This window comes from Bacteroidales bacterium (assembly GCA_013314715.1).
Classification (GTDB): Bacteria; Bacteroidota; Bacteroidia; order Bacteroidales; family GWA2-32-17; genus Ch61.
Window position 1 is genome coordinate 22267 of the sequence record JABUFC010000015.1, and the last position, 20273, is coordinate 42539.

The window sequence follows — 20273 nt, forward strand, 5'->3', positions numbered from 1 at the left end:
TTTTATGATGAATGTTTTTGAACCTTTAATGTTAATGGCTGACCCTAAAAGTGGTCAAAATCCAATAATGTCTTTGTTGCCTTTAATTCTTATTATTGTTGTTTTTTATTTCTTTATGATTCGCCCTCAAATGAAAAAACAAAAAGAACTGAGAAACTTTAGACAAAATTTAAAAGTAGGCGATAAAATTATTACCTCGGGGGGAATTTATGGAAAAATTAACGACATTCGCGATAATATCGTAATTATTGAAGTTGAAGATAAAATGCGTTTGCGTGTTGATATAAATTCAGTATTTGGCGACCCATCAGATCTCGAACAAAAGAAATAACATTTGAAATCGGAATTATTAAAACAAGTTCGTAATTTATTTAATCCTAAAAAGGTTAAACGCAATCGACGTGTTTTAATATTTTTATTTTTTGTTTTATTGTCAAGCATTATTTGGTTTTTCAATAAGCTTGAAAAAGATTATTACACTACCATTTCAATACCTATTAGGTTTTACCATTTTCCCGACGATAAAGTGTTAGTTAATCCATTACCAAAACAACTTAATGTAAATGTATTTGGTAGAGGTTTTACTTTATTGCGATATAAACTATTGTCGTATAAGCCAATATACATCGATGTTTTAGCTAAGATAAATTTAAAATCTAACACCGATAGAGATCTGATTTATTTTAATACAGAAACAATTATTCCTTCGCTCGATAAAGAACTCTCCGACGAAATGAAAATATTATCTGTTGAACCTAAAAATATAAAACTTATTTTTTCAAAAAAAATGAGTAAAAAAGTTTTTGTAATTCCCAATATAACGTATAGCGTTGATAAAGATTTTTTAGTAGATAGTGTTCAAGTTAAACCCAGTGTAGTTTTACTTACAGGACCGATGTTTTTAATTGATACTATAGATACAATTTACACTTTAACACAAAAAATAAATAGCATCGATAAAGATATTCGCTTAAAAGTCTCATTAAAACCTATTCAATTTTGCGAAATGAGCACCGATAATGTTAATGTGCATATTAAGTTACAAAAGAAAACAGAAAAAACAATCGCAATACCTATTAATAGTATTTTCTCAAATAAACAAAAGAATATAATATTTTTACCCAGTCATATTGTGTTAAAATTCTCGGTAGGCATTCATTATTACAATGAAATTGATGCATCTCAATTTTCATTCCGATTTGAAAAAGTACCTGTTTCCAACTCAAATAGCGAAGTTTATTTAATAAAAATACTCAACTATCCTAAAAAAGTTATAAATTTACAGGTTACTCCATCGTATTTTACTGTATTAAAAAAATAATATGATATCTATCGGTTTGACAGGTGGTATCGGAAGTGGAAAAACCACAATATCAAAAATATTTATTAATAACTGGAATATTCCTGTTTACTTTGCTGATGAACGTGCAAAATGGATAATGCAAAATAACGAAACTATTAAAAATTTTTTAATTGATATTTTAGGAAGTGATTCATACACCAAAGGAACTTTAAATAAAAAGTACGTCGCTTCTATTATTTTTAATAACGAAAATGTAAAACAAAAATTAGAAGCCATAGTACATCAAGCAGTGATGAACGACTATAATGAATGGAAATGGCAGCATAAAAATGCTCCTTATGTTATTCACGAAGCTGCTTTAATTTTTGAATCGAAATTAGAAAGCCATTACGATAAAATAATTTCAGTAATTTCGCCCCTATCTTTAAGATTAAATCGCTTAAAAGAAAGAGGTATGGAATTAATAGATATTGAACAACGTATAAAAGCTCAAACTACCGACGAATATAAAAAATCATTATCGGATTTTATAGTTATCAACGACGAACAACATAGCTTAATTGAACAAGTGTTAAACATCCATAAATTACTTATAAAATGAAATGGGGAAAGTGGATAGGAGGTGGTCTTGGTTGGACCTTGTTTGGACCCATTGGTGCTATATTTGGATTTGCCGCTGGAGCTATTATCGATGCTGACGAAAACATAAATACAGGAAAGAAAGTTACTACAAGAGGCGATTTTATTGCAAGTTTTTTGGTATTAGTTGCTGCCGTAATGAAAGCCGATGGAACTGTAAAGCGTTCAGAACTTGATTTTGTAAAAAAAATTTTAAAAGACTTATTGGGTAATGAAGAAGCTCAAGAGGCTTTACTTACACTTCGTGATATACTTAAAAAAGATATTGCTCTTGAAAATATTTGTTATCAAATAAATACTCATCTTGAATATGAATCGAAATTACAACTTATTCATCTACTTATTGGAATTGCTCATGCCGACAATGAATTAGTTAATAGCGAAATACTTGTAATAAAGAAAATTGCTAATTTATTAAATATTCCTGCTTCTAGCTTTGAATCGTTAATTTGCAGTGGCAGCTCTATAGAAGATGCTTATAAAATTCTCGAAGTATCGCCCGATGCTAGCGACGAAGAAATAAAAAAGACATATCGTAAGTTAGCTTTAATACATCACCCCGACAAAGTATCGTATTTAGGAGAAGAAATACAAAAGAAAGCACAAGAAAAATTTAAGAAAATAAATGAAGCTTATGAAATGATTAAAAAGCATCGAGGCTTTAAGTAATAGCATATTGCATAAAATTAAAAAATATATTAGGTTTGCAACACTAAATTTGAATGTATGAAGTTGAATGAAATTTTAACTATTTCTGGCCATTCAGGGCTTTTTAAATTAATTGCTCAAGGTAAAAACAATATCATTGTTGAATCTTTAGTAGATGGTAAACGTATGCCGGCTTTTTCTACCGATAGACTGAATTCATTGAGCGATATTGCTTTATTTACAACAGGCGAAGAATTACCATTAAAAGATGTTTTTCACAGAATGTATGAAGCATTCGATCATAAAGAAGTAGAGCTAAATTTTAAAAAGCAAACAAAAGAAATGATTGCCCTTTTCGAGAAAGCTATACCAGAATATGATAAAAATAGGGTTTATACTTCTGATATTAAAAAAATAATGACGTGGTATAATATACTAATAAAGAATAATTTATTACCATTTGAAGAAGAACTCAAAGAAGATGTAAAAGAAGAAAAAACAGATAATGCTGATTTAGCAATCGAAACAAAAACTGAAGAAAAAAAATCTGTTAAAAAAACTACCAAAAAGAAAACAACAACTGCTAAAAACGAATAGATTTAAACAATTCAAGTGGAAAACAAACAATACCCTTCAACATTACTCGAAAAAGCTGTCTTAGAATTATCTAAATTACCAGGAATAGGACAAAAAACGGCCTTTCGGCTTGTTATGCACATGTTACGAAAGGGTAAGGAACCATTGCTAAACTTGGCCGATTCATTAAGCAATTTGGCACAAAATGTTAAGTATTGTAAGCGTTGTTTTTCTATTTCTGATAATGATATTTGCGATATATGTGCTAATATGCAACGCGATTCATCTTTATTATGTGTAGTAGAAGACGTAAACGATTTAATGGCAATAGAAAAAACACACCAATTCAATGGTCTGTATCATGTTTTAGGCGGATTAATTTCTCCTATGGATGGAATTACACCTTCGCAATTAAACATTGATGCATTGCAAGCTAGATTAGAAAACGAACCGATTAAAGAAATTATTTTTGCCTTATCGGCAACAGTCGAAGGCGATACAACTGCATTTTTTATTTTTAAAAAATTTCAACATTATCCTATATTATTTTCTACTATAGCTAAAGGTATAGCTATTGGTAATGAACTTGAATACACCGACGAGATAACATTAGCTCGTTCTATTATTCATAGACTCGTTTTTGATGGAAAAAGTAAATAATTGTTTTTATTGAAAACAATGTGTAATTTTGTCAAAACTAATTTTAATATTTTATTACTATGAAAAAACTATTTTTATTGACACTTATTTTGTTTGCTGTTAAATTAATTCAGGCACAAGAAATGAAACCTGGAAATAATTTATTAAGTATTGGTATTGGTCCTTCGGCCGGATATTGGGGAACTTATAGTGGTGGCACACCAGCATTCAGAATTGCTTTCGATCATGGATTAAAGGAAATTGGACCTGGAACCTTTTCGATTGGAGGAGCCTTAGGTTTCTTTAATAAGTATTATAAAAGTTATTATTGGGACCATAATGGCAATATCCATAATTACAAATGGAGCTATAATTATATCAGCGCTGTGGTTAGAGGAGGATATTATTATAATCTTTCTGAAGTGGGTATTCCTGATATGAATGCCTATGGTGGTTTAGGAATGGGACTATTATATTTGAGTTTTAAAGACACATACGACGGTCCTTACGATGGTTATTCAAGCTACGATTATTCAGGAGCAGACTTTCTATTTAATTTTTATTTAGGAGCAAACTACTTTTTCAACGATAAAACAGCTGCATACCTAGAATTTGGTTATGATATAAGCTACGTTACAATTGGTGTTACCTTTAAATTAAAATAAATTAAAAAAACATAGCAGCACTACCCAGAACTGCTGCATTCTTATTTAATAATTGAGAGGGAAGAATTTGTGTCTTCCCTTTTATTATGGGTAAAACGGATTCATCTACATAAGTTTTAATAACTGGAATCATTAAAGAATGTGCATTGGCTATGCCACCAAATAAGAAAATAGCTTCAGGGTTTAATATTAAGATTAGGCTCGAAAGTGATTTACCGAGTATTTCAGAAGTTTTATTAAAAGTTTCTATTGCTATTTTGTCGCCATTTAATGCCTGTTGGTATAATTCTTTAATACTTATTTTTTCGATAGGTAATCTTCCTTTATTTGAAAATACTAATTCGTTATAGGTTTGTATTATACCTCTTGAAGAAATAAAGGTTTCGAGACAGCCCTTTTTACCACATGTGCAGAGTCGTTTAGATTCACTACATTTGGTATGACCATATTCACCAGCAAATCCATGTTTACCATGAACAATATTACCATTCACATAAATTCCACTTCCTAAACCAGTGCCGAGGGTTAGAACAACGAAATCGTTCATGTTTTGAGCACCACCAAAAATTTTTTCGCCTATTGCTGCCGCATTGGCATCGTTGGTTAGCTTAGTTGGTAATTGAAACAATTCTTCAAAAATTGAAGTAACGGGAACCATTTCGCCCCAATTTAAATTAGGTGCATATTCAATACAACCATTGTAATAATTTCCGTTAGGTGCGCCAATGCCAATCCCTTTAACTTGAATATTATTTTTTAATTTAAAATCTTGGTACGATAAAAAAATGTCTTTTGCTAAACTTTCAATATTGTTATACAAGGTTGTTTGATAAGATCCTTCAAAAACAATTTCGCCTAATTCGTTAACAATACCATAAACTGTATTTGTTCCTCCAATATCAATTCCAATGTAATAATTCATAATTTTAAAATTTAAATTTCTCTTAATATTTTTTTCTTTTTATATCCTATAAAGCCATAAAAAGCAAGATATATAAAACCAACTAATGGTACAATAAATGAATATTGAACATTAGAAACATCGGCAATCACGCCCATGAGCAAAGGAAGCAATGCTCCTCCTACAATTGCCATAACTAGCAACGATGATGCTCTCGATGTATGTATGCCTAATCCGTCAATAGCCAAAGTAAAAATATTAGACCACATAATAGAATTGAATAAACCAACTAATACTACCGACCAAATAGCAATTATACTTGATGTTTGAATAACCAATAATAAAAGTAAAACATTAATGATCGAAAAATAAGCCAACGAATGATGAGCATTTTGAGCTTTCCATAATATAAAAGCACAAATAAATACAAAAATAATATAGAGGCTAGCCAATTCAATATTATGTATGTACCATAATAAAATCCATCCTAAAAAAATAGTTATAAAAACTCCTGTAAAAGTATTTTTATTTCTTTGTTCATTCAGTAAAAATGAACCTAAAAAACGGCCAAACATTAAACCGGTCCAATAAAGAGATACATATTTGCTGGCATCAAATTCGTTCATATTTCCAATATGAGGTTGTTTTAAAAAACTTATAAGCATACTACCAACGCTTACTTCAGAACCAACATACATAAATATTGCAATAATTCCCCATATAAGTTGAGGGTAATGAGAAATGTTCCATTTTTCGCGCGATACATTCTCTTTATAATCAGGTAACTTAATAATTAAAAAGAATAGACCTAAAAGAATAAAAATAAAACAAAAAGATAAATATGGAATAATTAACGCATCGGCATTTCGATATGCATCACCCGTAAATAATTTAAATACTAGGTAACCACCTATAAGTGGTGCAATGGTAGTTCCCAGACTATTAAAACCTTGTGCTAAATTTAAACGCGAAGGAGCTGTTTCGGGCTTACCAATGATAGCAACGTAAGGATTGGCAGATATTTGTAAAAGTGTAAATCCAATTCCTAATAAAAATAATCCACTTAAAAACATTCCATATGAAACCATTTGAGCAGCTGGATAAAAAAGACCTGTTCCGCAAGCAGCTAAAAATAAACCCAAAACAATTCCATTTTTATAACCTATTTTATTGATAGGGTCTGTCCATATAGCGCTAATAGTAAAATAGATAAGAGAACCAATAAAATAAGCTCCAAAAAACGAAAATTGGATAATCATTGCTTGAGCATGACTTAACTGAAATACGCCTTTTAGAAAGGGTATTAAAACATCGTTCATACTGGTTAAAAAACCCCATATAAAAAACAAAATAATAAGCACGGCTAATGTATAGCTCGATTGATTTATATCTCTTTTTCCCATTTTGATTTCGATAAAAAGTAAAACACAAGAACACCACTCATTATGGCAAGCATTAAAAAGCTAAAACCACTAATATAGCGATGAAAAATAATTTCGCCAATAGAAAATAAAAACATAATAACGGTTAATGAACCTAATAACCAACACAAAAGCAAATATTTTAGAGGAGATGATTCGGCTACATTATTATTAAATTTTTTCCATCCTGGTCCTATGGGTTTAACTTTATTATAGAAGGATTGTAATTTTTCATCAGATGTAGGTTTAGTTAATAATGTAACAATAATCCAAACAATACTCGACCAGAAAAGAATAATAAGTAACGAGTTAGGAAAAGTTATTTTATTGTAAACAATAAATGGATAAATAATAAAAGGAGCAAATAAAGCAGCAATTTCAGACCATGCATTGATTCGCCACCAATACCATCGCAATAATAAAACAGGACCAATGCCAGCACTACATTCAAGTATGAATTTCCAAGCATCGCTAATACGATTTAATTTAGATGTTAAGAATAAACTAAAAATTACAAGTAAAAACAGACTGTAGCGTGATATTTTAACATAATAGTGTTCATCTTTATTAGGTTTTATATATGGTTTAAATAAGTCGTTAATAATATAGGATGTTCCCCATAATGATTGACTTGCAATAGTTGACATATAAGCTGCAAAAAAAGCAGCTACTAACAGCCCAAGTGCTCCCGATGGAAGCAAATCGCGGATAACATATACAAAGCCATCGCCCTTTTGATCAGCAGGTAACGAAGGGTACAATATTATTGAAACTAAAGCTACCAATATCCATGGCCAAGGACGTATTGTAAAATGAGCGATTTGAAACCACATTGTAGCCAATATGCTGTGTTTTTCATTTTTTGCCGACATAATACGTTGTGCAATATAACCACCTCCACCTGGCTCAGCTCCGGGATACCAGCTCGCCCACCACTGAACACCAAGGTAAGTAATAAAAGCAACTAAACTTAATCGAAGTACACCCGTTATACTCGGGGCTGAGTTATTGCTTATTTCGGGAAAAAAACTAAATATCCAAGATGGAAGCTTAGCTTTTAAACCTTCGATGCCACCAATGGAAGGATGCTGTACTGCAATAATAGCTAAAATAATACAACCTACCATTGCTACTATAAACTGAATAGAATCGGTTATAGAGGTCCCCATTAAGCCAGATAGAGTAGAGTATAGGGCAATAAATAACATCGCAACCCCAACCCACATCAGATGCGATGAAAATGTAAATCCTAAAAAATTAATTTCATTGAATCCCATAAATAATAAGTCGGGAAATAAAACTTTTAATATTTTGACCATGGCTAAATTTACCCAAGCAATCACAATAGTATTCATAAAAATTCCAATATAAATAGCTCTAAATCCTCTTAAAAAATGGGCTATTTTTCCAGAATATCGTATGGTAATAAATTCGCAATCGGTCATTATGCCAGCACGTCGCCATAAACGAGCGAAGAAAAAAACTGTGAGCATACCTCCAAAAACCATATTCCACCAAAGCCAGTTGCCTGCAATACCATTTTGAGCTACTAGTTCTGTTACGGCTAAAGGAGTATCGGCAGCGAAAGTAGTTGCTACCATACTGGTACCCGCTATATACCAAGGTAAATTTTGCCCGCTTAAAAAAAAGTTCTTAGTACTTGACGCTTTTTTATGAAAATAAAAGCTTATTAATATGTATAGTATAAAAAACGAAATAACGACTATCCAATCTAAAAGGTTCATAATAATGTTTTTTTAGTATTTAAATTGGGATATAATTGAACAAATAAAATTGCAAAAAATATGAGTGTAGCTCCTAGCATTTGACGAAAAGACATACTTTCGTTTAGTATAAATATTCCGCCAAGCATAGCAAATAAAGCTTCGGATGAGAATAAAATACCAGCAACATTAGCAGGTACAAAACGTTGAGCGTATATTTGTAGGGTAAAAGCTACTCCAACAGAAAAAATGCCGGCATAGGCAATAGGTAACCAAGCATTTTCTATAGCTTTTATTGAGATATCTTCTGTAAAGATTGAAAATATTAGGCTTAAAAAACCGGCTGTTAAGAATTGAATACAAGCTAGTGCAATGCTTTTGTTTAATTTTGCATAGCTTTCTACTAAACTTACATGCAAAGCCCAAAAAATGCTACATATAAACACTAGTAAATCGCCTATTGATAATTTAAAAGTATTAAAATCAAGACTCATAAACAAAAAACCAATAATAGCTATGATTATAGCAAACCAAATATATGCTTTTGTAGAACGATTAAGAAAAATTCCTACAATGGGAATAAACACAATATAAAGCGAAGTTATGAACCCCGCATTGCCGGCTTGTGTATAAATAATGCCTACTTGCTGAAAAGTTGCCCCTGCAAATAACAAAAAGCCTAATACAATTCCAGCTCTTAAAACATTGAATTGAATATTTTTAAATGTTTTAAAAAAGACAACTAATAGCAATATGCTACCCATAAAGAAACGTAGTGTATTAAATAAAAAAGGTCCTATATAAAGCATTCCTTCTTTTTGAGCTACAAAGGCAAAGCCCCAAATCATAGCGGCTAATAATATTAAGCCTGTATGCCAAACAGAATATGTAGCTTTCATTACTTAATGCTAATTTCGTCAATAAAAAAGAATGCTGGAAAACCTTTACCAGGATGCCATTCGGGTAAGTTTCCCGATCGTTTAACAAAAACTTTAATGTATCGGGCTTGGGTAGCCTTTATGGTTGTTTCAAACCAAGTACTTTGAGCTTTCCAATCTTTACGAGGATGTGTATTATTAATAATAGCAACTTGCTTAAATTGTTTACCATTCATTGAAATTGAAAATTCAACATAAGGTGGGTATAAAATCCATGGACTTACATCTTGTAAAAAGTGTGCTGCAAGATATTGAATTGTTTGAACCTTGCCTAGGTCGATTATTGCGACCAAATCGGTATCCTGATATCCTTGCCATTCTCCGGTTCTAAAATCGGTCGATCCAGTAATACCATCAATCAATGCAATGTCGCCTCCACCAGTATATTCGCTACTATATGCTGATAGTATTTTTATAGTTTTTAGAGGATCTAATTTATGAACTTTAAAATTACAAACATGACTATAATGATGAAATTTATCAACACAAATAGCTTTTATGTTACAAGTGGAGTCGAGAATTAAAGGTTTTATGTATAGATTCGAATGTTCGGTAGGATTACTTCCATCGCAGGTATAATAAATGCGATATTGGCTACTATCAATACTCGAAAGTGTAACAGTTGTTTTATTTTTAAATGCACGAACGCCTTCTGTGTAATAGGGCATAGGAACAAAATTGTTTTTATCTACAACGGATTTTGGACAATGTTCAGAAGTAGTTGCCCATTTCGAAGGTTTACTTCCCATATAAAAATCTAATTTTCCGCCTTTTAATATAGTTTGATGGCTTATGTAGCTTTTGTGATAAGGTTTTCCGTTTAATTTTACTTCTTGAATATATATATCGTTTTTGTTTGTTCTATGTGTTTCAATGCTAAAGGGTTTAGCTAAATTTATTAAGGCTTTGTTTATTATTGGAGTTCCAATCACATATATACTATCACCTGGGCAAACAGGATAAAAGCCTAATGCTGAAAAAACATACCATGCAGACATTTGTCCACAATCTTCGTTGCCAATAAGCCCATCGGGTTGTGCAGTATAAAAAGAATATATTTTGCTGAGAACTTGTTGGCTTTTGAAAGGTTTACCTATGTAATTATATAAATATGCTAAATGATGACTAGGTTCGTTACCATGTGCATATTGGCCAATCATACCTGTAATATCGGGTTGATTACGTCCGCTAATTTGAGAGTGGGTATTAAAAAGCGAGTCGAGTCGAGCCTCGAGCGAATCGTTTCCACCTAATAATTCGATTAAACCCGATATGTCGTGTGGAACATAACAAGCATATTGCCAGGCATTGGCTTCGGTATAATGAAAAGTAACATCGTATGGCGAAAATGGTTTTATAAAACTACCATTTAGCCTTGCTCTAAAAAACTTTGTTACGGGGTCAAAAAGATTTTTATAGTATTGTGAACGCTGAAGATAATGATTGTAAATATTCGTATTATGTATGCTTTTGGCCATTTGAGCAATACACCAATCATCGTATGCGTATTCAAGCGTTTTAGAAACACTTTCACCATCATCAGAAACTAAAACACATCCATTATTTTCATATTGTTTGAGTGAAGGGATATCTCTGTTTGCCATAGTTTTCATTGCATCAATGGCTTGGTAGGCATTAAAATTTCGAATACCTTTTTGCCAAGCATCATAAATTACCGATACGGCATGATATCCTATCATACAATTAGTCTCATTTGCTGCGAGTTCCCATATAGGTAATAATTTTGATTGTTCGTATTGCAATAAAAAAGTTTGAATGAAATCGTTTGTGGTTTGAGGTTCTAAAATAGTCATTAACGGGTGCCATGCACGATAAGTGTCCCATAGTGAAAAAACGGTGTAATAATTACCTTTAGCTAAAGTGTGAATTTTTTGGTCTCTTCCGCGATATCGTTTATCTACATCATTAAAAATGTTGGGTTGTGTATAACAATGATAAATGGCAGTATAGAATATATTTTTTGTAATGCTATCGGCATCAATCTCAATTTTACCTAATACATTTTCCCATGCTATTTGAGCTTTTTGTTTATATTTTTCGAAATTCCAGCAAGAAGCTTCTTGATCTAAATTTTTGCGAGCTCCTTCCATATCGACAAACGATATGGCTACTTTACAAGTTAAGTTGGTATCTCGATTTGAAAAATTAACAAATGCTCTAATATTTTTGCCTTTTATTTCTGATTGTTGAATAAATTGATGGTCATTAATAATAATTCCTTTGTTGATGAAGGGTTTAGAAAATTTTATGATAAAATATACCTTTTGATTGGTTGCCCATGCGCTACTAAAACGATAGCCTTCAATTTCATCATCACCAATAAAACGTATATATGATTCAATAACTTCATCGCGATGGTTTAAATCAATAATAACGTTTTGATTTTGGTTAGGTGGAAAGTGATACTGGTGAATACCTACTCGCTGCGTACAGGTAAGTTCAGCGGTTATTTGGTATTTTTGTAATAGTACCTTATAATAGCCGGGTGATGCTTGCTCTTGTTGGTGTGAAAACGGACTAGCATAACCATCGAAACCGTCTTCGATAGTGCCTGGTAATACTTGTACTTTACCCGTTGTAGGCATAATTAATACATCGCCATAGTCAGAAACTCCTGTACCGCTTAAATGTGTATGGCTAAACCCATAAATAATGCTATCGCTGTAATGGTAGCCACTACATCCATCCCATCCTTCGAGTCGAGTATCTGGGCTTAATTGAACCATTCCAAATGGGTAAGTGGCTCCAGGAAATGTATGACCGTGGCCGTCAGTGCCTATAAAAGGATTTACATAACATATATATTTAAATTCTGTTTTCTTGTTGCACGATATTAAAAATAATGCAACACTCATTAAAACTAAAAAATACTTCATTAAGCTTGATTATTATAAATATTTTGCAACCGATGAACGTATAACCAAATTTGTTTCTAATTTTATTTGTGCTAGATGGATAGTTTTTTCATTTTTAGATTGTCTAATTATTTTGACTAATTCGTTAACAGCCGAATGAGCAATGCTTTCGATGGGTTGTACAACACCGGTGATGGGCGGATTATTGAATCTAAAAACTTCAATGTCATCAAAACTAACAATAGAAAGGTCTTTGGGGACGTTAATTCTAAATTCTCTACAAATTTCAATTAAAGCTAACGTAAGCTGATTATTGGCTAAGAATATAGCTGTAGGCATAATATGGTTGTAATGCCATTCTTTAATAGTGGTATAAATACTTTGATAAATGTTTTCGCGTGGAATAACTTTATAATAAAATTCGTTGAAAGTAATAAAACTTTCGTCGAGTGCTGCCTTGAAACCTAAAAAGCGTTCAACCTGAGTGCTAATATGTGCTGGTGATATGGTATAACAAGCAATTTTTTTGTGCCCATTTTCTATTATATGTTGAGTGGCTTCTTTGGCACCTAAAAAGTTATTTACTATTACATAATTACTAGGAAATGAGCTGTATATGCGATCTATCAATATAAATGGAATTTCTTCATTATTTAGCATGCTTAAATGTTCGGTATCTTCAATTGTAGATGAAATAATAAGTCCATCTACTTGTTTTTCAAGCAAAGTTTTAATAATTTTTTTTTCTTTTTCAGGGTTTTCATCACTGTTACAGATAATAAGATTATATTCGTTTTGACTGCAATAATCTTCTACGTAACGGGCAATACGTGCATAAAATGAATTTGAAATATCGGAGACAATAAGGCCTATAGTATTAGATTTACCTAATCGTAACCCACGTGCAAACTGATTCGGTTTGTAATTTAATTCTTGTGCCAATTGTATAACTCTTTCTTGGGTCGATTTGCTTATGCCATTTTCATCGCCTTTACCATTAAGAACCATTGAGACAAGGGTCTTTGATACACCAAGTTTTTCGGCAATATCGTTTAATGATATTTTTTTATATGGTTTCATTTTATTGAATTTTTTACAAAGATATTAAAATTTGCTAAAACGTTTTAGCATTGTTAATAATTTGTTGATATTTTTTATACAATAGACTAATTCTGTATTTTTCGTTTCTAGACTTAAAGATGTTTTTAGGTATAAATAAAATTTTCTTGTACATTTGTCGCAAATATGGTTTATGGCTTTAAAGAAACTTATAAATTTTTTGTTTGCCATTTTGGGTTTGTGGAGTGCTATTTTTATCTTTATTTATGGTATTGGGTCCATTTATATAGCAATTTGGTTTTTTATAGCACTTTGCTTTATGTTTACTCATAAAGCTTTAAGTTATAATATTTTTAGCCCATTATGGATGGCATTACCATTATTTTATTTGGTGCATTTGTTTGCAATGCTATATACTCATAATTTGAAAAGTGGTTGGTTCGACTTAGAAGTTAAGTTATCATTAGTTATATTGCCATTTATTTTTTATTTTCAGCACAAACAACTTAATCGTCAAAATACTCGATTTTTTAAATGGTTCTATACCTTTTCAATTTTAGGAATAACGGTATTTCTAATCGTAAAAACGGCCATTGCATTTCAAAAAACAAATAATATAGGTCTTTGGTATTATAATGAACTTTCAACGCCCTATCATCCTACCTATTTAGCAATGTATGTTGTAATGGCGATAGTCTTTTTATATGATTTTTTAATAACTTTAAATCATCGTTTTATCAAATTGGTTTTATTTATTTGGATACTATTACAGCTCGTTTTTATTTATCTACTTTCGTCAAAGGCTGGTATTTTAAGTGCCATTATAGTTTTATTATTAATGTCCTTACATTATATCGTTCGAAAACGAATTATTTTGATACCTTTAATAATATTATTTATTGCTATTTTATTTGCTTATGTAGGTGTTTTTGGTAATTTTAGATTTAAAGCCTTAGAAAACACTATTCAAACAACCGAAATCAATGTTACAACAACCGAAAGTAATGCAGCTCGATGGTTAGTATGGCAAGCTGGGCTAAAGATTGCACAAGAAAATTGGCTATTGGGAGTTGGCACAGGCGATATTAAAGAAAGCTTAATCAACGAATATGATCAACGTGGCATGACAGGAGCTGTTGAAAAGAAATTAAATGCACATAATCAGTTTTTAGAAACATTGGTAGGGCAGGGCATTGTTGGGCTTTTAATGTTATTGCTTGTGTTTTTGATGCCTTTTTATAGAGCTTTGAAAACGTATAATTTACCTTGGTTAATGTTTATAGTTTTAACTGCATTTAATTTCCTTTTCGAGTCGATGTTAAATACCCAAGGTGGAGTATTTTTCTTTTCATACTTTTATGCTTTTTTTGCTTTTGAATCTAAATTAAATCAGATATGATACCCTTTTCGCCACCAAGAATAGATGATAAAATAATTGCAGAAGTTATAGATACACTTAAATCTGGATGGATAACTACTGGTCCTAAAACAAAATTGTTTGAAAAACGCTTAAACGAATATTGTGGTGCAAAATCAACTGTAGCTGTAAATTCAGCTACTGCAGGACTTGAGCTTGTTCTGCGGTGGTTTGGAGTTAAAGAAGGCGACGAAGTTATTGTCCCTGCATATACCTATTGTGCTACTGCTAATGTTGTTATACATTGTGGTGCTAGGCCCGTAATGGTTGATATAAATGCTAATGATTTCTGTATTTCTATTGAAAATATAAAGCAAGCTGTAACCGAACGTACTAAAGTTATTATTCCGGTTGATATTGCTGGTTTGCCATGCGATTATGATGCTATCAATCAATTGGTTATGGACCCTACTATTAAAGCTAAATTTACACCACAAAGCCCAGAACAAGAACGTTTAGGAAGAATTTTAGTACTTTCGGATGCTGCTCATTCTATTGGAGCGTGGTATAAACAACGCAGAACAGGAATATTAACCGATATAAGCGTGTTTTCGTTTCATGCTGTTAAAAATCTTACTACGGCTGAGGGAGGCGCTATTGTAATGAACTTACCTGAAACTTTTAATCACGAAGAATTGTACCGTTATTTTTGCACTTATATGTTGCATGGACAAACCAAAGATGCTTTAGCTAAAATGCAAAAAGGATCTTGGCGTTATGATATTATTGATGCTGGTTACAAAGCCAATATGACCGATATTTTAGCATCAATAGGATTGGTAGAATTGCAACGCTACGATACCGATACACTTGTAAAACGTAAACATATTTTCGATATTTATCAAAACGCATTTTCAAATTGTAGTTGGGCAGATTTGCCCATATACGAAGATAAAGACAGAATTTCGTCTTATCATGTGTATCTTTTACGCATAAAAGGGATAAACGAAATGCAACGTGATGCGATTATTCAACATATTTTCGATAAAGATGTATCTGTAAATGTACATTTTCAGCCTTTACCATTACTTACCGCATATAAAAAAAGGGGATATAGAATAGCCGATTTTCCCGTTGCCTGGGATAATTATCAACGCGAAATATCGTTGCCAGTATTTTATGATTTAACAGACGAAATGCTCGCAACCGTTATTGATGCTGTAAAAAAATCGGTTGAAGAAGTATTGAATTTATGATACGATTATTCGATATTTTATTTTCATTATTGGTATTGCTAATTTTTATGCCTTTATTGCTTTTAATAGCTTTATTGGTATTAATAACCTCTCGAGGTGGGATACTATATAAACAAATTAGAGTAGGAAAAAATGGTAAAGAATTTAAATTGCTAAAATTTAGAACGATGTATAAAAACGCCGATCGACAAGGGTTGTTAACGGTGGGTAAAGACCATCGAATAACAAGTGTGGGGCAAGTATTGCGTAAATATAAACTAGATGAGTTGCCTCAGTTTATAAATGTTTTACTTGGCGATATGAGTATTGTAGGTCCTCGTCCAGAGGTGCCCCAATATGTGCAATTATACAATGACGAACAAAAAAAAGTTTTAAGTGTAAAGCCAGGCATAACCGATTACGCTTCGCTTGTTTATTTTGATGAAAATCGGCAGTTAGCGCAAAGTTCAAACCCCGAAGAATATTATATACATCATATAATGCCACATAAGCTTTCATTATCGTTACAATACATTCAAAAAAAATCGTTTGTTTTTGATATGAAAATTATTGGCTTCACTTTTTTGCGTATTATAGGTATTCATAAAAAAATATAAAATATGGCGATTGACATTATTTTTAATCCTTTAGAGCAATATCATATTGAACATGTTTTGTTCGATTTTAATGGTACTTTAGCTATCGATGGCGAACTTATTCCGGGTGTAGAAGAATTATTAAAAAGTTTATCGCAGCAAGTAAGCTTACATGTTATTACTGCCGATACGTTCAAAATGGCAGCCGAACAATTAGCTAAAGTTCCTGTTAAATTAAGTATTTTAAAGACAGGACAAGAAAAGCAACAAAAATTATTTTATCTCGAAAATCTAGGTAGAGATAAATGCATTGCCATAGGCAACGGCTCTAACGATGCGATGATGTTAGCTAAAGCTCCCATAAGCATTGCTGTCATTCAAAGCGAAGGTGCTTCACAAGAAGCATTACAAGCTGCAAAAATTATTTGCCCTACCATTCACGATGCCATAGCACTTTGTTTAAAACCTAAACGAATTGTAGCTACATTGAGAAAATAAGCCTATATTCTGCAATAATCAACTAAAACCTAATTGTTTTAAGTATTGAACAAGCAAACTAGGGTAAATGTTATTAGCATTTATAATAATATTGGCTTTGTTATAATATACCTCTCGTTGCGTTATTTTTTCTTCTATCCAGAGGGTTAATTCGTTTTTGTCGAAATGTTGAATAAGCGGACGAACAGTTTTTGATTGAAGAATACGTTGTGCTAATGTTTGAGCATTGTGTTTTAAATAAATAACAATTCCTTTTTCGAGCATAAAATCAATATTATTATTAAAGCAAGGAGTTCCCCCTCCAGTGGAAATAACGGCATGCTCTGTAATCTGAACAATTTCATGAAGATATTGAGTTTCGTATGTTCTAAAAGCTTGTTCGCCTTCTTCTTTAAAAATATGTTCTATTGTTTTTTGAGTATTTTGTTCTATATAATGGTCTAAATCAAAAAAATCGGTTTTAAGATAATTGGCTAAGTGCTTTCCAAAAGTTGACTTACCACTTCCCATAAAACCAATTAAAAAATACCGCATCTTATAAATCGAGTTTCATTTGTTCTATTTGATCTTCATCTATAATATCTGTGGGTGCAGATATGCCAGGTAATTCGAATAATTCTTCTTGCTTTATATCCTGAACGATAGGTGTTGGCTCAAATTTTTTTATGGGTTCTAACCAGGTGAGTTTTGATATTTCGTAAGGTGTAAGCCGTTTTCCTATAGCTTTGTCGTTTTTAACTCCAATAAACGATTCAACATCAATGATTTCATCAGGACGATTTTTATGTTTACCGCCGTAGGTAAGGTTTAAGCGGGGATAATAGTCGGTATTAAATTGAACCATTTTAGATTTTGGATGGTTACTTATTATACAAATAAGCTTATCGGTAATTTCGGGTTTAAAACGTTTAATATAATGAAAACCACTTTCGCCATCGTAATAAATAATGGTAAAAATACGAGTTGGGTTATATTTTTCTATAAACACCATATCGTCTTCGAAGTGAACATTGATATCGGGAATATAAGTTCGATAATGTCCAGATTGTGTTAAAATTAAAATTCGGTCGTTGGTGTTAAATATTCCCAAATCTATTCCTATTTCATTAGTATTAAGTCGTTTTACCTGTTCATCGAAGTATAAATGAATGCCTGTATTTTGAGAAATTTGTTTATCTTTTAGTTGAATTTTATGAATTTCATGACGAGTTATAATATTTCCTTGTGCATTTCGACCTTTAATCGCATAATCAGCAAAATTCACATCGAAAACTAATTTTTTAAGTTTAGGCTTGGGTTTAAGAATAATTCTGATAATTTCGGTTTCGTTGCTTTTATTTGCCGAAAACCAAAGAATTTTACTTCCTTCTGTTCCTTGTGTTGCATTATATACTTTGTCGCGAGTTATTCCTGTTATTTGAAAACGCTTTAAATATACAGGCCCGAATTTACCATCACGATACAGAATATGATATGTAGTTTGTTTGTCATTTTTCTGAAACACATTGACATAAATTATGTTTTTACCAATAAAAGCCTTATCACTAACTTTGGTAATAATATAATTTCCATCTGCAGTAAACGCTATGATATCGTCAATATCGGAACATTCACATACAAATTCATCTTTCTTTAAACCTATTCCGATAAAACCTTCTTCTCTATTTACATAGAGTTTTGCATTAGCAATAGCAACTCTTGTAACTTCAATATTTTCAAAACTACGGAGTTCTGTTTTACGTTCTTTGCCTTTGCCAAAAGCTTTTTTTATGTTTCTAAAATATTGAATGGTATAAGCTACTATATTAGATAAATGATTATTAACTTCATCAATATTGGTTTCGATATCTTTTATATGTTTATCTGCTTCAAAAGTATTATACTTAGAAATTCGTTTAATATGCAATTCTAAAAGTTTGAGTACGTCGTCATTTGTTATAGGTTTTAAAAGTTTGTTTTCATAAGGTAATAAAGCTTTATAAACAGTTTCGACAACACTATCCCACGTTTCACACTCTTCGATAAGCCTATATATTTTATTTTCAATAAAGATTTTTTCGAGTGAAGAGAAATGCCATTCGTCTTGTAGTTCGCTTAATTGTATTTGTAATTCTTTTTTCAAAAGTTGAAGCGTGCGGTCGGTGCTTGCTTTTAAAATGTCTTTAACACCTAAAAATAAAGGTTTACCATTGCTAATAACACAGGCATTGGGCGAAATAGATATTTCGCACGCTGTAAAAGCATAGAGGGCATCGATAGTAACATCGGGCGAAACACCGGGGGCGAGTTGCAAAATAATTTCTACGTTGTCGGAAGTATTATCATCTATTTTCTTAATTTTTATTTTGCCTTTATCGTTTGCTTTTATTATTGATTCTATCAATTTATCGGTTGTAATGCCATAGGGTAAATCGTTAATAACAAGAGTTTTGCTATCTAATTTTTTGATTTTTGCTCGTACTTTTATAATGCCACCTCGTAAACCATCGTTATATCTAGACACATCGGCATATCCTCCCGTAGGGAAGTCGGGATACAACTCAAAATCTTCGCCTTTAAGGTAAGCAATAGAAGCATCGATGAGTTCGTTGAAATTATGTGGTAATATTTTAGATGCTAAACCTACTGCAATTCCTTCAACACCTTGAGCTAAAAGTAATGGGAATTTAACAGGTAAGGTAACAGGTTCTTGGTTACGTCCGTCGTATGATGATTTCCATTCTGTTAATTTGTGATTAAATAAAATGGTATTGGCAAATTTCGATAAACGAGCTTCGATATATCGAGGTGCAGCTGCGCTATCGCCTGTTAAAATATTTCCCCAGTTACCTTGCGTATCGATGAGTAAATCTTTTTGACCGAGTTGAACCAGTGCTTCTCCAATACTTGCATCGCCATGAGGATGATATTGCATGGTATAGCCAATAATATTGGCTACTTTGTTGTAACGACCATCGTCCATTCGCTTCATAGCATGTAGTATGCGACGCTGTACTGGTTTGAGACCATCGTCGAGGTGAGGAACCGCTCGTTCTAAAATTACATACGAAGCATAATTGATCCACCAGTCTTTATATAATCCCGAAAGTTTGGTTTCGGCAATTTGTGCGTGCTGGCTTTCTTTTTCTATCGGTTTATTTTCAGCCGTGTCAAAGTTATCGTTTAATTCGTTATTATATAATGTTTCGTCTGTCATAA

Annotated in this window: 19 protein-coding genes; 11 read left to right on the forward strand and 8 right to left on the reverse strand. The window is 31.9% G+C overall.

Annotated features, from left to right (window positions below; genetic code table 11):
• Positions 1-7: 7 nt before the first annotated feature.
• The 7 genes from yajC to HPY79_05080 are packed head-to-tail and all read left to right on the forward strand — an operon-like array spanning position 8 to position 4470.
• On the forward strand, positions 8-331 hold the full coding sequence (gene yajC, locus HPY79_05050) for a preprotein translocase subunit YajC (protein NSW45161.1): 324 nt from the start codon (positions 8-10) through the stop codon (positions 329-331).
• A gap of 3 nt (positions 332-334) precedes the next feature.
• Positions 335-1321, forward strand: a complete 987-nt coding sequence (locus HPY79_05055) for a hypothetical protein (protein NSW45162.1) — start codon at positions 335-337, stop codon at positions 1319-1321.
• Between the two features lies 1 nt (position 1322).
• Positions 1323-1904, forward strand: a complete 582-nt coding sequence (coaE, locus tag HPY79_05060) for a dephospho-CoA kinase (protein ID NSW45163.1) — start codon at positions 1323-1325, stop codon at positions 1902-1904.
• The gene (locus HPY79_05065) at positions 1901-2611 is read left to right on the forward strand and encodes a TerB family tellurite resistance protein (protein NSW45164.1); all 711 of its coding nucleotides are present in this window, start codon (positions 1901-1903) and stop codon (positions 2609-2611) included. The genes coaE and HPY79_05065 overlap by 4 nt, the downstream gene beginning before the upstream one ends.
• Before the next feature lie 57 nt (positions 2612-2668).
• Positions 2669-3187, forward strand: a complete 519-nt coding sequence (locus HPY79_05070) for a DUF5606 domain-containing protein (protein NSW45165.1) — start codon at positions 2669-2671, stop codon at positions 3185-3187.
• 15 nt (positions 3188-3202) lie between these two features.
• Positions 3203-3826: a recombination protein RecR gene (gene recR / locus HPY79_05075; GenBank protein NSW45166.1), complete on the forward strand. Its 624-nt coding sequence runs from the start codon at positions 3203-3205 to the stop codon at positions 3824-3826.
• A 59-nt stretch (positions 3827-3885) separates the two neighbouring features.
• Complete coding sequence (locus tag HPY79_05080; GenBank protein NSW45167.1) at positions 3886-4470, forward strand: hypothetical protein; 585 nt, start codon at positions 3886-3888, stop codon at positions 4468-4470.
• 1 nt (position 4471) lies between these two features.
• On the opposite strand, the gene HPY79_05085 is transcribed toward HPY79_05080, so the two are convergent.
• From HPY79_05085 to HPY79_05110, 6 genes are read right to left on the reverse strand one after another with little or no spacing between them, the layout of a single operon-like run.
• Positions 4472-5392, reverse strand: a complete 921-nt coding sequence (locus HPY79_05085) for an ROK family protein (GenBank protein ID NSW45168.1) — start codon at positions 5390-5392, stop codon at positions 4472-4474.
• An 11-nt stretch (positions 5393-5403) separates the two neighbouring features.
• Positions 5404-6774 (reverse strand): sugar MFS transporter, encoded by a 1371-nt coding sequence (locus HPY79_05090; GenBank protein NSW45169.1) that lies wholly within the window; start codon positions 6772-6774, stop codon positions 5404-5406.
• A complete protein-coding gene (locus HPY79_05095; GenBank protein NSW45170.1) occupies positions 6756-8537 on the reverse strand; it encodes a Na+:solute symporter in 1782 nt (593 codons plus the stop codon). The genes HPY79_05090 and HPY79_05095 overlap by 19 nt, the downstream gene beginning before the upstream one ends.
• On the reverse strand, positions 8534-9415 hold the full coding sequence (locus tag HPY79_05100; protein ID NSW45171.1) for a DMT family transporter: 882 nt from the start codon (positions 9413-9415) through the stop codon (positions 8534-8536). The genes HPY79_05095 and HPY79_05100 overlap by 4 nt, the downstream gene beginning before the upstream one ends.
• Positions 9415-12351, reverse strand: a complete 2937-nt coding sequence (locus HPY79_05105) for a glycoside hydrolase family 92 protein (GenBank protein NSW45172.1) — start codon at positions 12349-12351, stop codon at positions 9415-9417. Before HPY79_05105 ends, HPY79_05100 begins: the two co-directional genes overlap by 1 nt.
• A gap of 12 nt (positions 12352-12363) precedes the next feature.
• Positions 12364-13410 carry a LacI family DNA-binding transcriptional regulator gene (locus HPY79_05110; GenBank protein ID NSW45173.1) on the reverse strand — a complete coding sequence of 349 codons (1047 nt, stop codon included), beginning with the start codon at positions 13408-13410 and terminating at the stop codon, positions 12364-12366.
• Between the two features lie 199 nt (positions 13411-13609).
• Here HPY79_05110 and HPY79_05115 point away from each other — a divergent pair, with 199 nt between their 5' ends.
• The 4 genes from HPY79_05115 to HPY79_05130 are packed head-to-tail and all read left to right on the forward strand — an operon-like array spanning position 13610 to position 17075.
• Positions 13610-14788: an O-antigen ligase family protein gene (locus tag HPY79_05115; protein ID NSW45174.1), complete on the forward strand. Its 1179-nt coding sequence runs from the start codon at positions 13610-13612 to the stop codon at positions 14786-14788.
• Positions 14785-16002: a DegT/DnrJ/EryC1/StrS family aminotransferase gene (locus tag HPY79_05120; protein ID NSW45175.1), complete on the forward strand. Its 1218-nt coding sequence runs from the start codon at positions 14785-14787 to the stop codon at positions 16000-16002. The genes HPY79_05115 and HPY79_05120 overlap by 4 nt, the downstream gene beginning before the upstream one ends.
• Complete coding sequence (locus HPY79_05125; GenBank protein ID NSW45176.1) at positions 15999-16598, forward strand: sugar transferase; 600 nt, start codon at positions 15999-16001, stop codon at positions 16596-16598. The genes HPY79_05120 and HPY79_05125 overlap by 4 nt, the downstream gene beginning before the upstream one ends.
• A 3-nt stretch (positions 16599-16601) precedes the next feature.
• Positions 16602-17075 (forward strand): HAD hydrolase family protein, encoded by a 474-nt coding sequence (locus tag HPY79_05130; protein ID NSW45177.1) that lies wholly within the window; start codon positions 16602-16604, stop codon positions 17073-17075.
• Between the two features lie 18 nt (positions 17076-17093).
• Here the strand turns inward: HPY79_05130 and HPY79_05135 are convergent, their stop codons facing one another.
• Complete coding sequence (locus HPY79_05135) at positions 17094-17609, reverse strand: shikimate kinase (protein NSW45178.1); 516 nt, start codon at positions 17607-17609, stop codon at positions 17094-17096.
• 1 nt (position 17610) lies between these two features.
• Entirely contained in the window at positions 17611-20271 is a 2661-nt protein-coding gene (locus HPY79_05140) for a DNA gyrase/topoisomerase IV subunit A (GenBank protein NSW45179.1), read from the reverse strand.
• Positions 20272-20273: the final 2 nt, after the last annotated feature.

Coding starts and splice junctions, on each gene's coding strand:
- yajC (NSW45161.1), top strand. CDS start 8: ATGAATGTTTTTGAACCTTTAATGTTAATGGCTGACCCTAAAAGTGGT.
- coaE (NSW45163.1), top strand. CDS start 1,323: ATGATATCTATCGGTTTGACAGGTGGTATCGGAAGTGGAAAAACCACA.
- HPY79_05065 (NSW45164.1), top strand. CDS start 1,901: ATGAAATGGGGAAAGTGGATAGGAGGTGGTCTTGGTTGGACCTTGTTT.
- HPY79_05070 (NSW45165.1), top strand. CDS start 2,669: ATGAAGTTGAATGAAATTTTAACTATTTCTGGCCATTCAGGGCTTTTT.
- HPY79_05080 (NSW45167.1), top strand. CDS start 3,886: ATGAAAAAACTATTTTTATTGACACTTATTTTGTTTGCTGTTAAATTA.
- HPY79_05085 (NSW45168.1), bottom strand. CDS start 5,392: ATGAATTATTACATTGGAATTGATATTGGAGGAACAAATACAGTTTAT.
- HPY79_05090 (NSW45169.1), bottom strand. CDS start 6,774: ATGGGAAAAAGAGATATAAATCAATCGAGCTATACATTAGCCGTGCTT.
- HPY79_05095 (NSW45170.1), bottom strand. CDS start 8,537: ATGAACCTTTTAGATTGGATAGTCGTTATTTCGTTTTTTATACTATAC.
- HPY79_05100 (NSW45171.1), bottom strand. CDS start 9,415: ATGAAAGCTACATATTCTGTTTGGCATACAGGCTTAATATTATTAGCC.
- HPY79_05105 (NSW45172.1), bottom strand. CDS start 12,351: ATGAAGTATTTTTTAGTTTTAATGAGTGTTGCATTATTTTTAATATCG.
- HPY79_05110 (NSW45173.1), bottom strand. CDS start 13,410: ATGAAACCATATAAAAAAATATCATTAAACGATATTGCCGAAAAACTT.
- HPY79_05120 (NSW45175.1), top strand. CDS start 14,785: ATGATACCCTTTTCGCCACCAAGAATAGATGATAAAATAATTGCAGAA.
- HPY79_05125 (NSW45176.1), top strand. CDS start 15,999: ATGATACGATTATTCGATATTTTATTTTCATTATTGGTATTGCTAATT.
- HPY79_05130 (NSW45177.1), top strand. CDS start 16,602: ATGGCGATTGACATTATTTTTAATCCTTTAGAGCAATATCATATTGAA.
- HPY79_05135 (NSW45178.1), bottom strand. CDS start 17,609: ATGCGGTATTTTTTAATTGGTTTTATGGGAAGTGGTAAGTCAACTTTT.
- HPY79_05140 (NSW45179.1), bottom strand. CDS start 20,271: ATGACAGACGAAACATTATATAATAACGAATTAAACGATAACTTTGAC.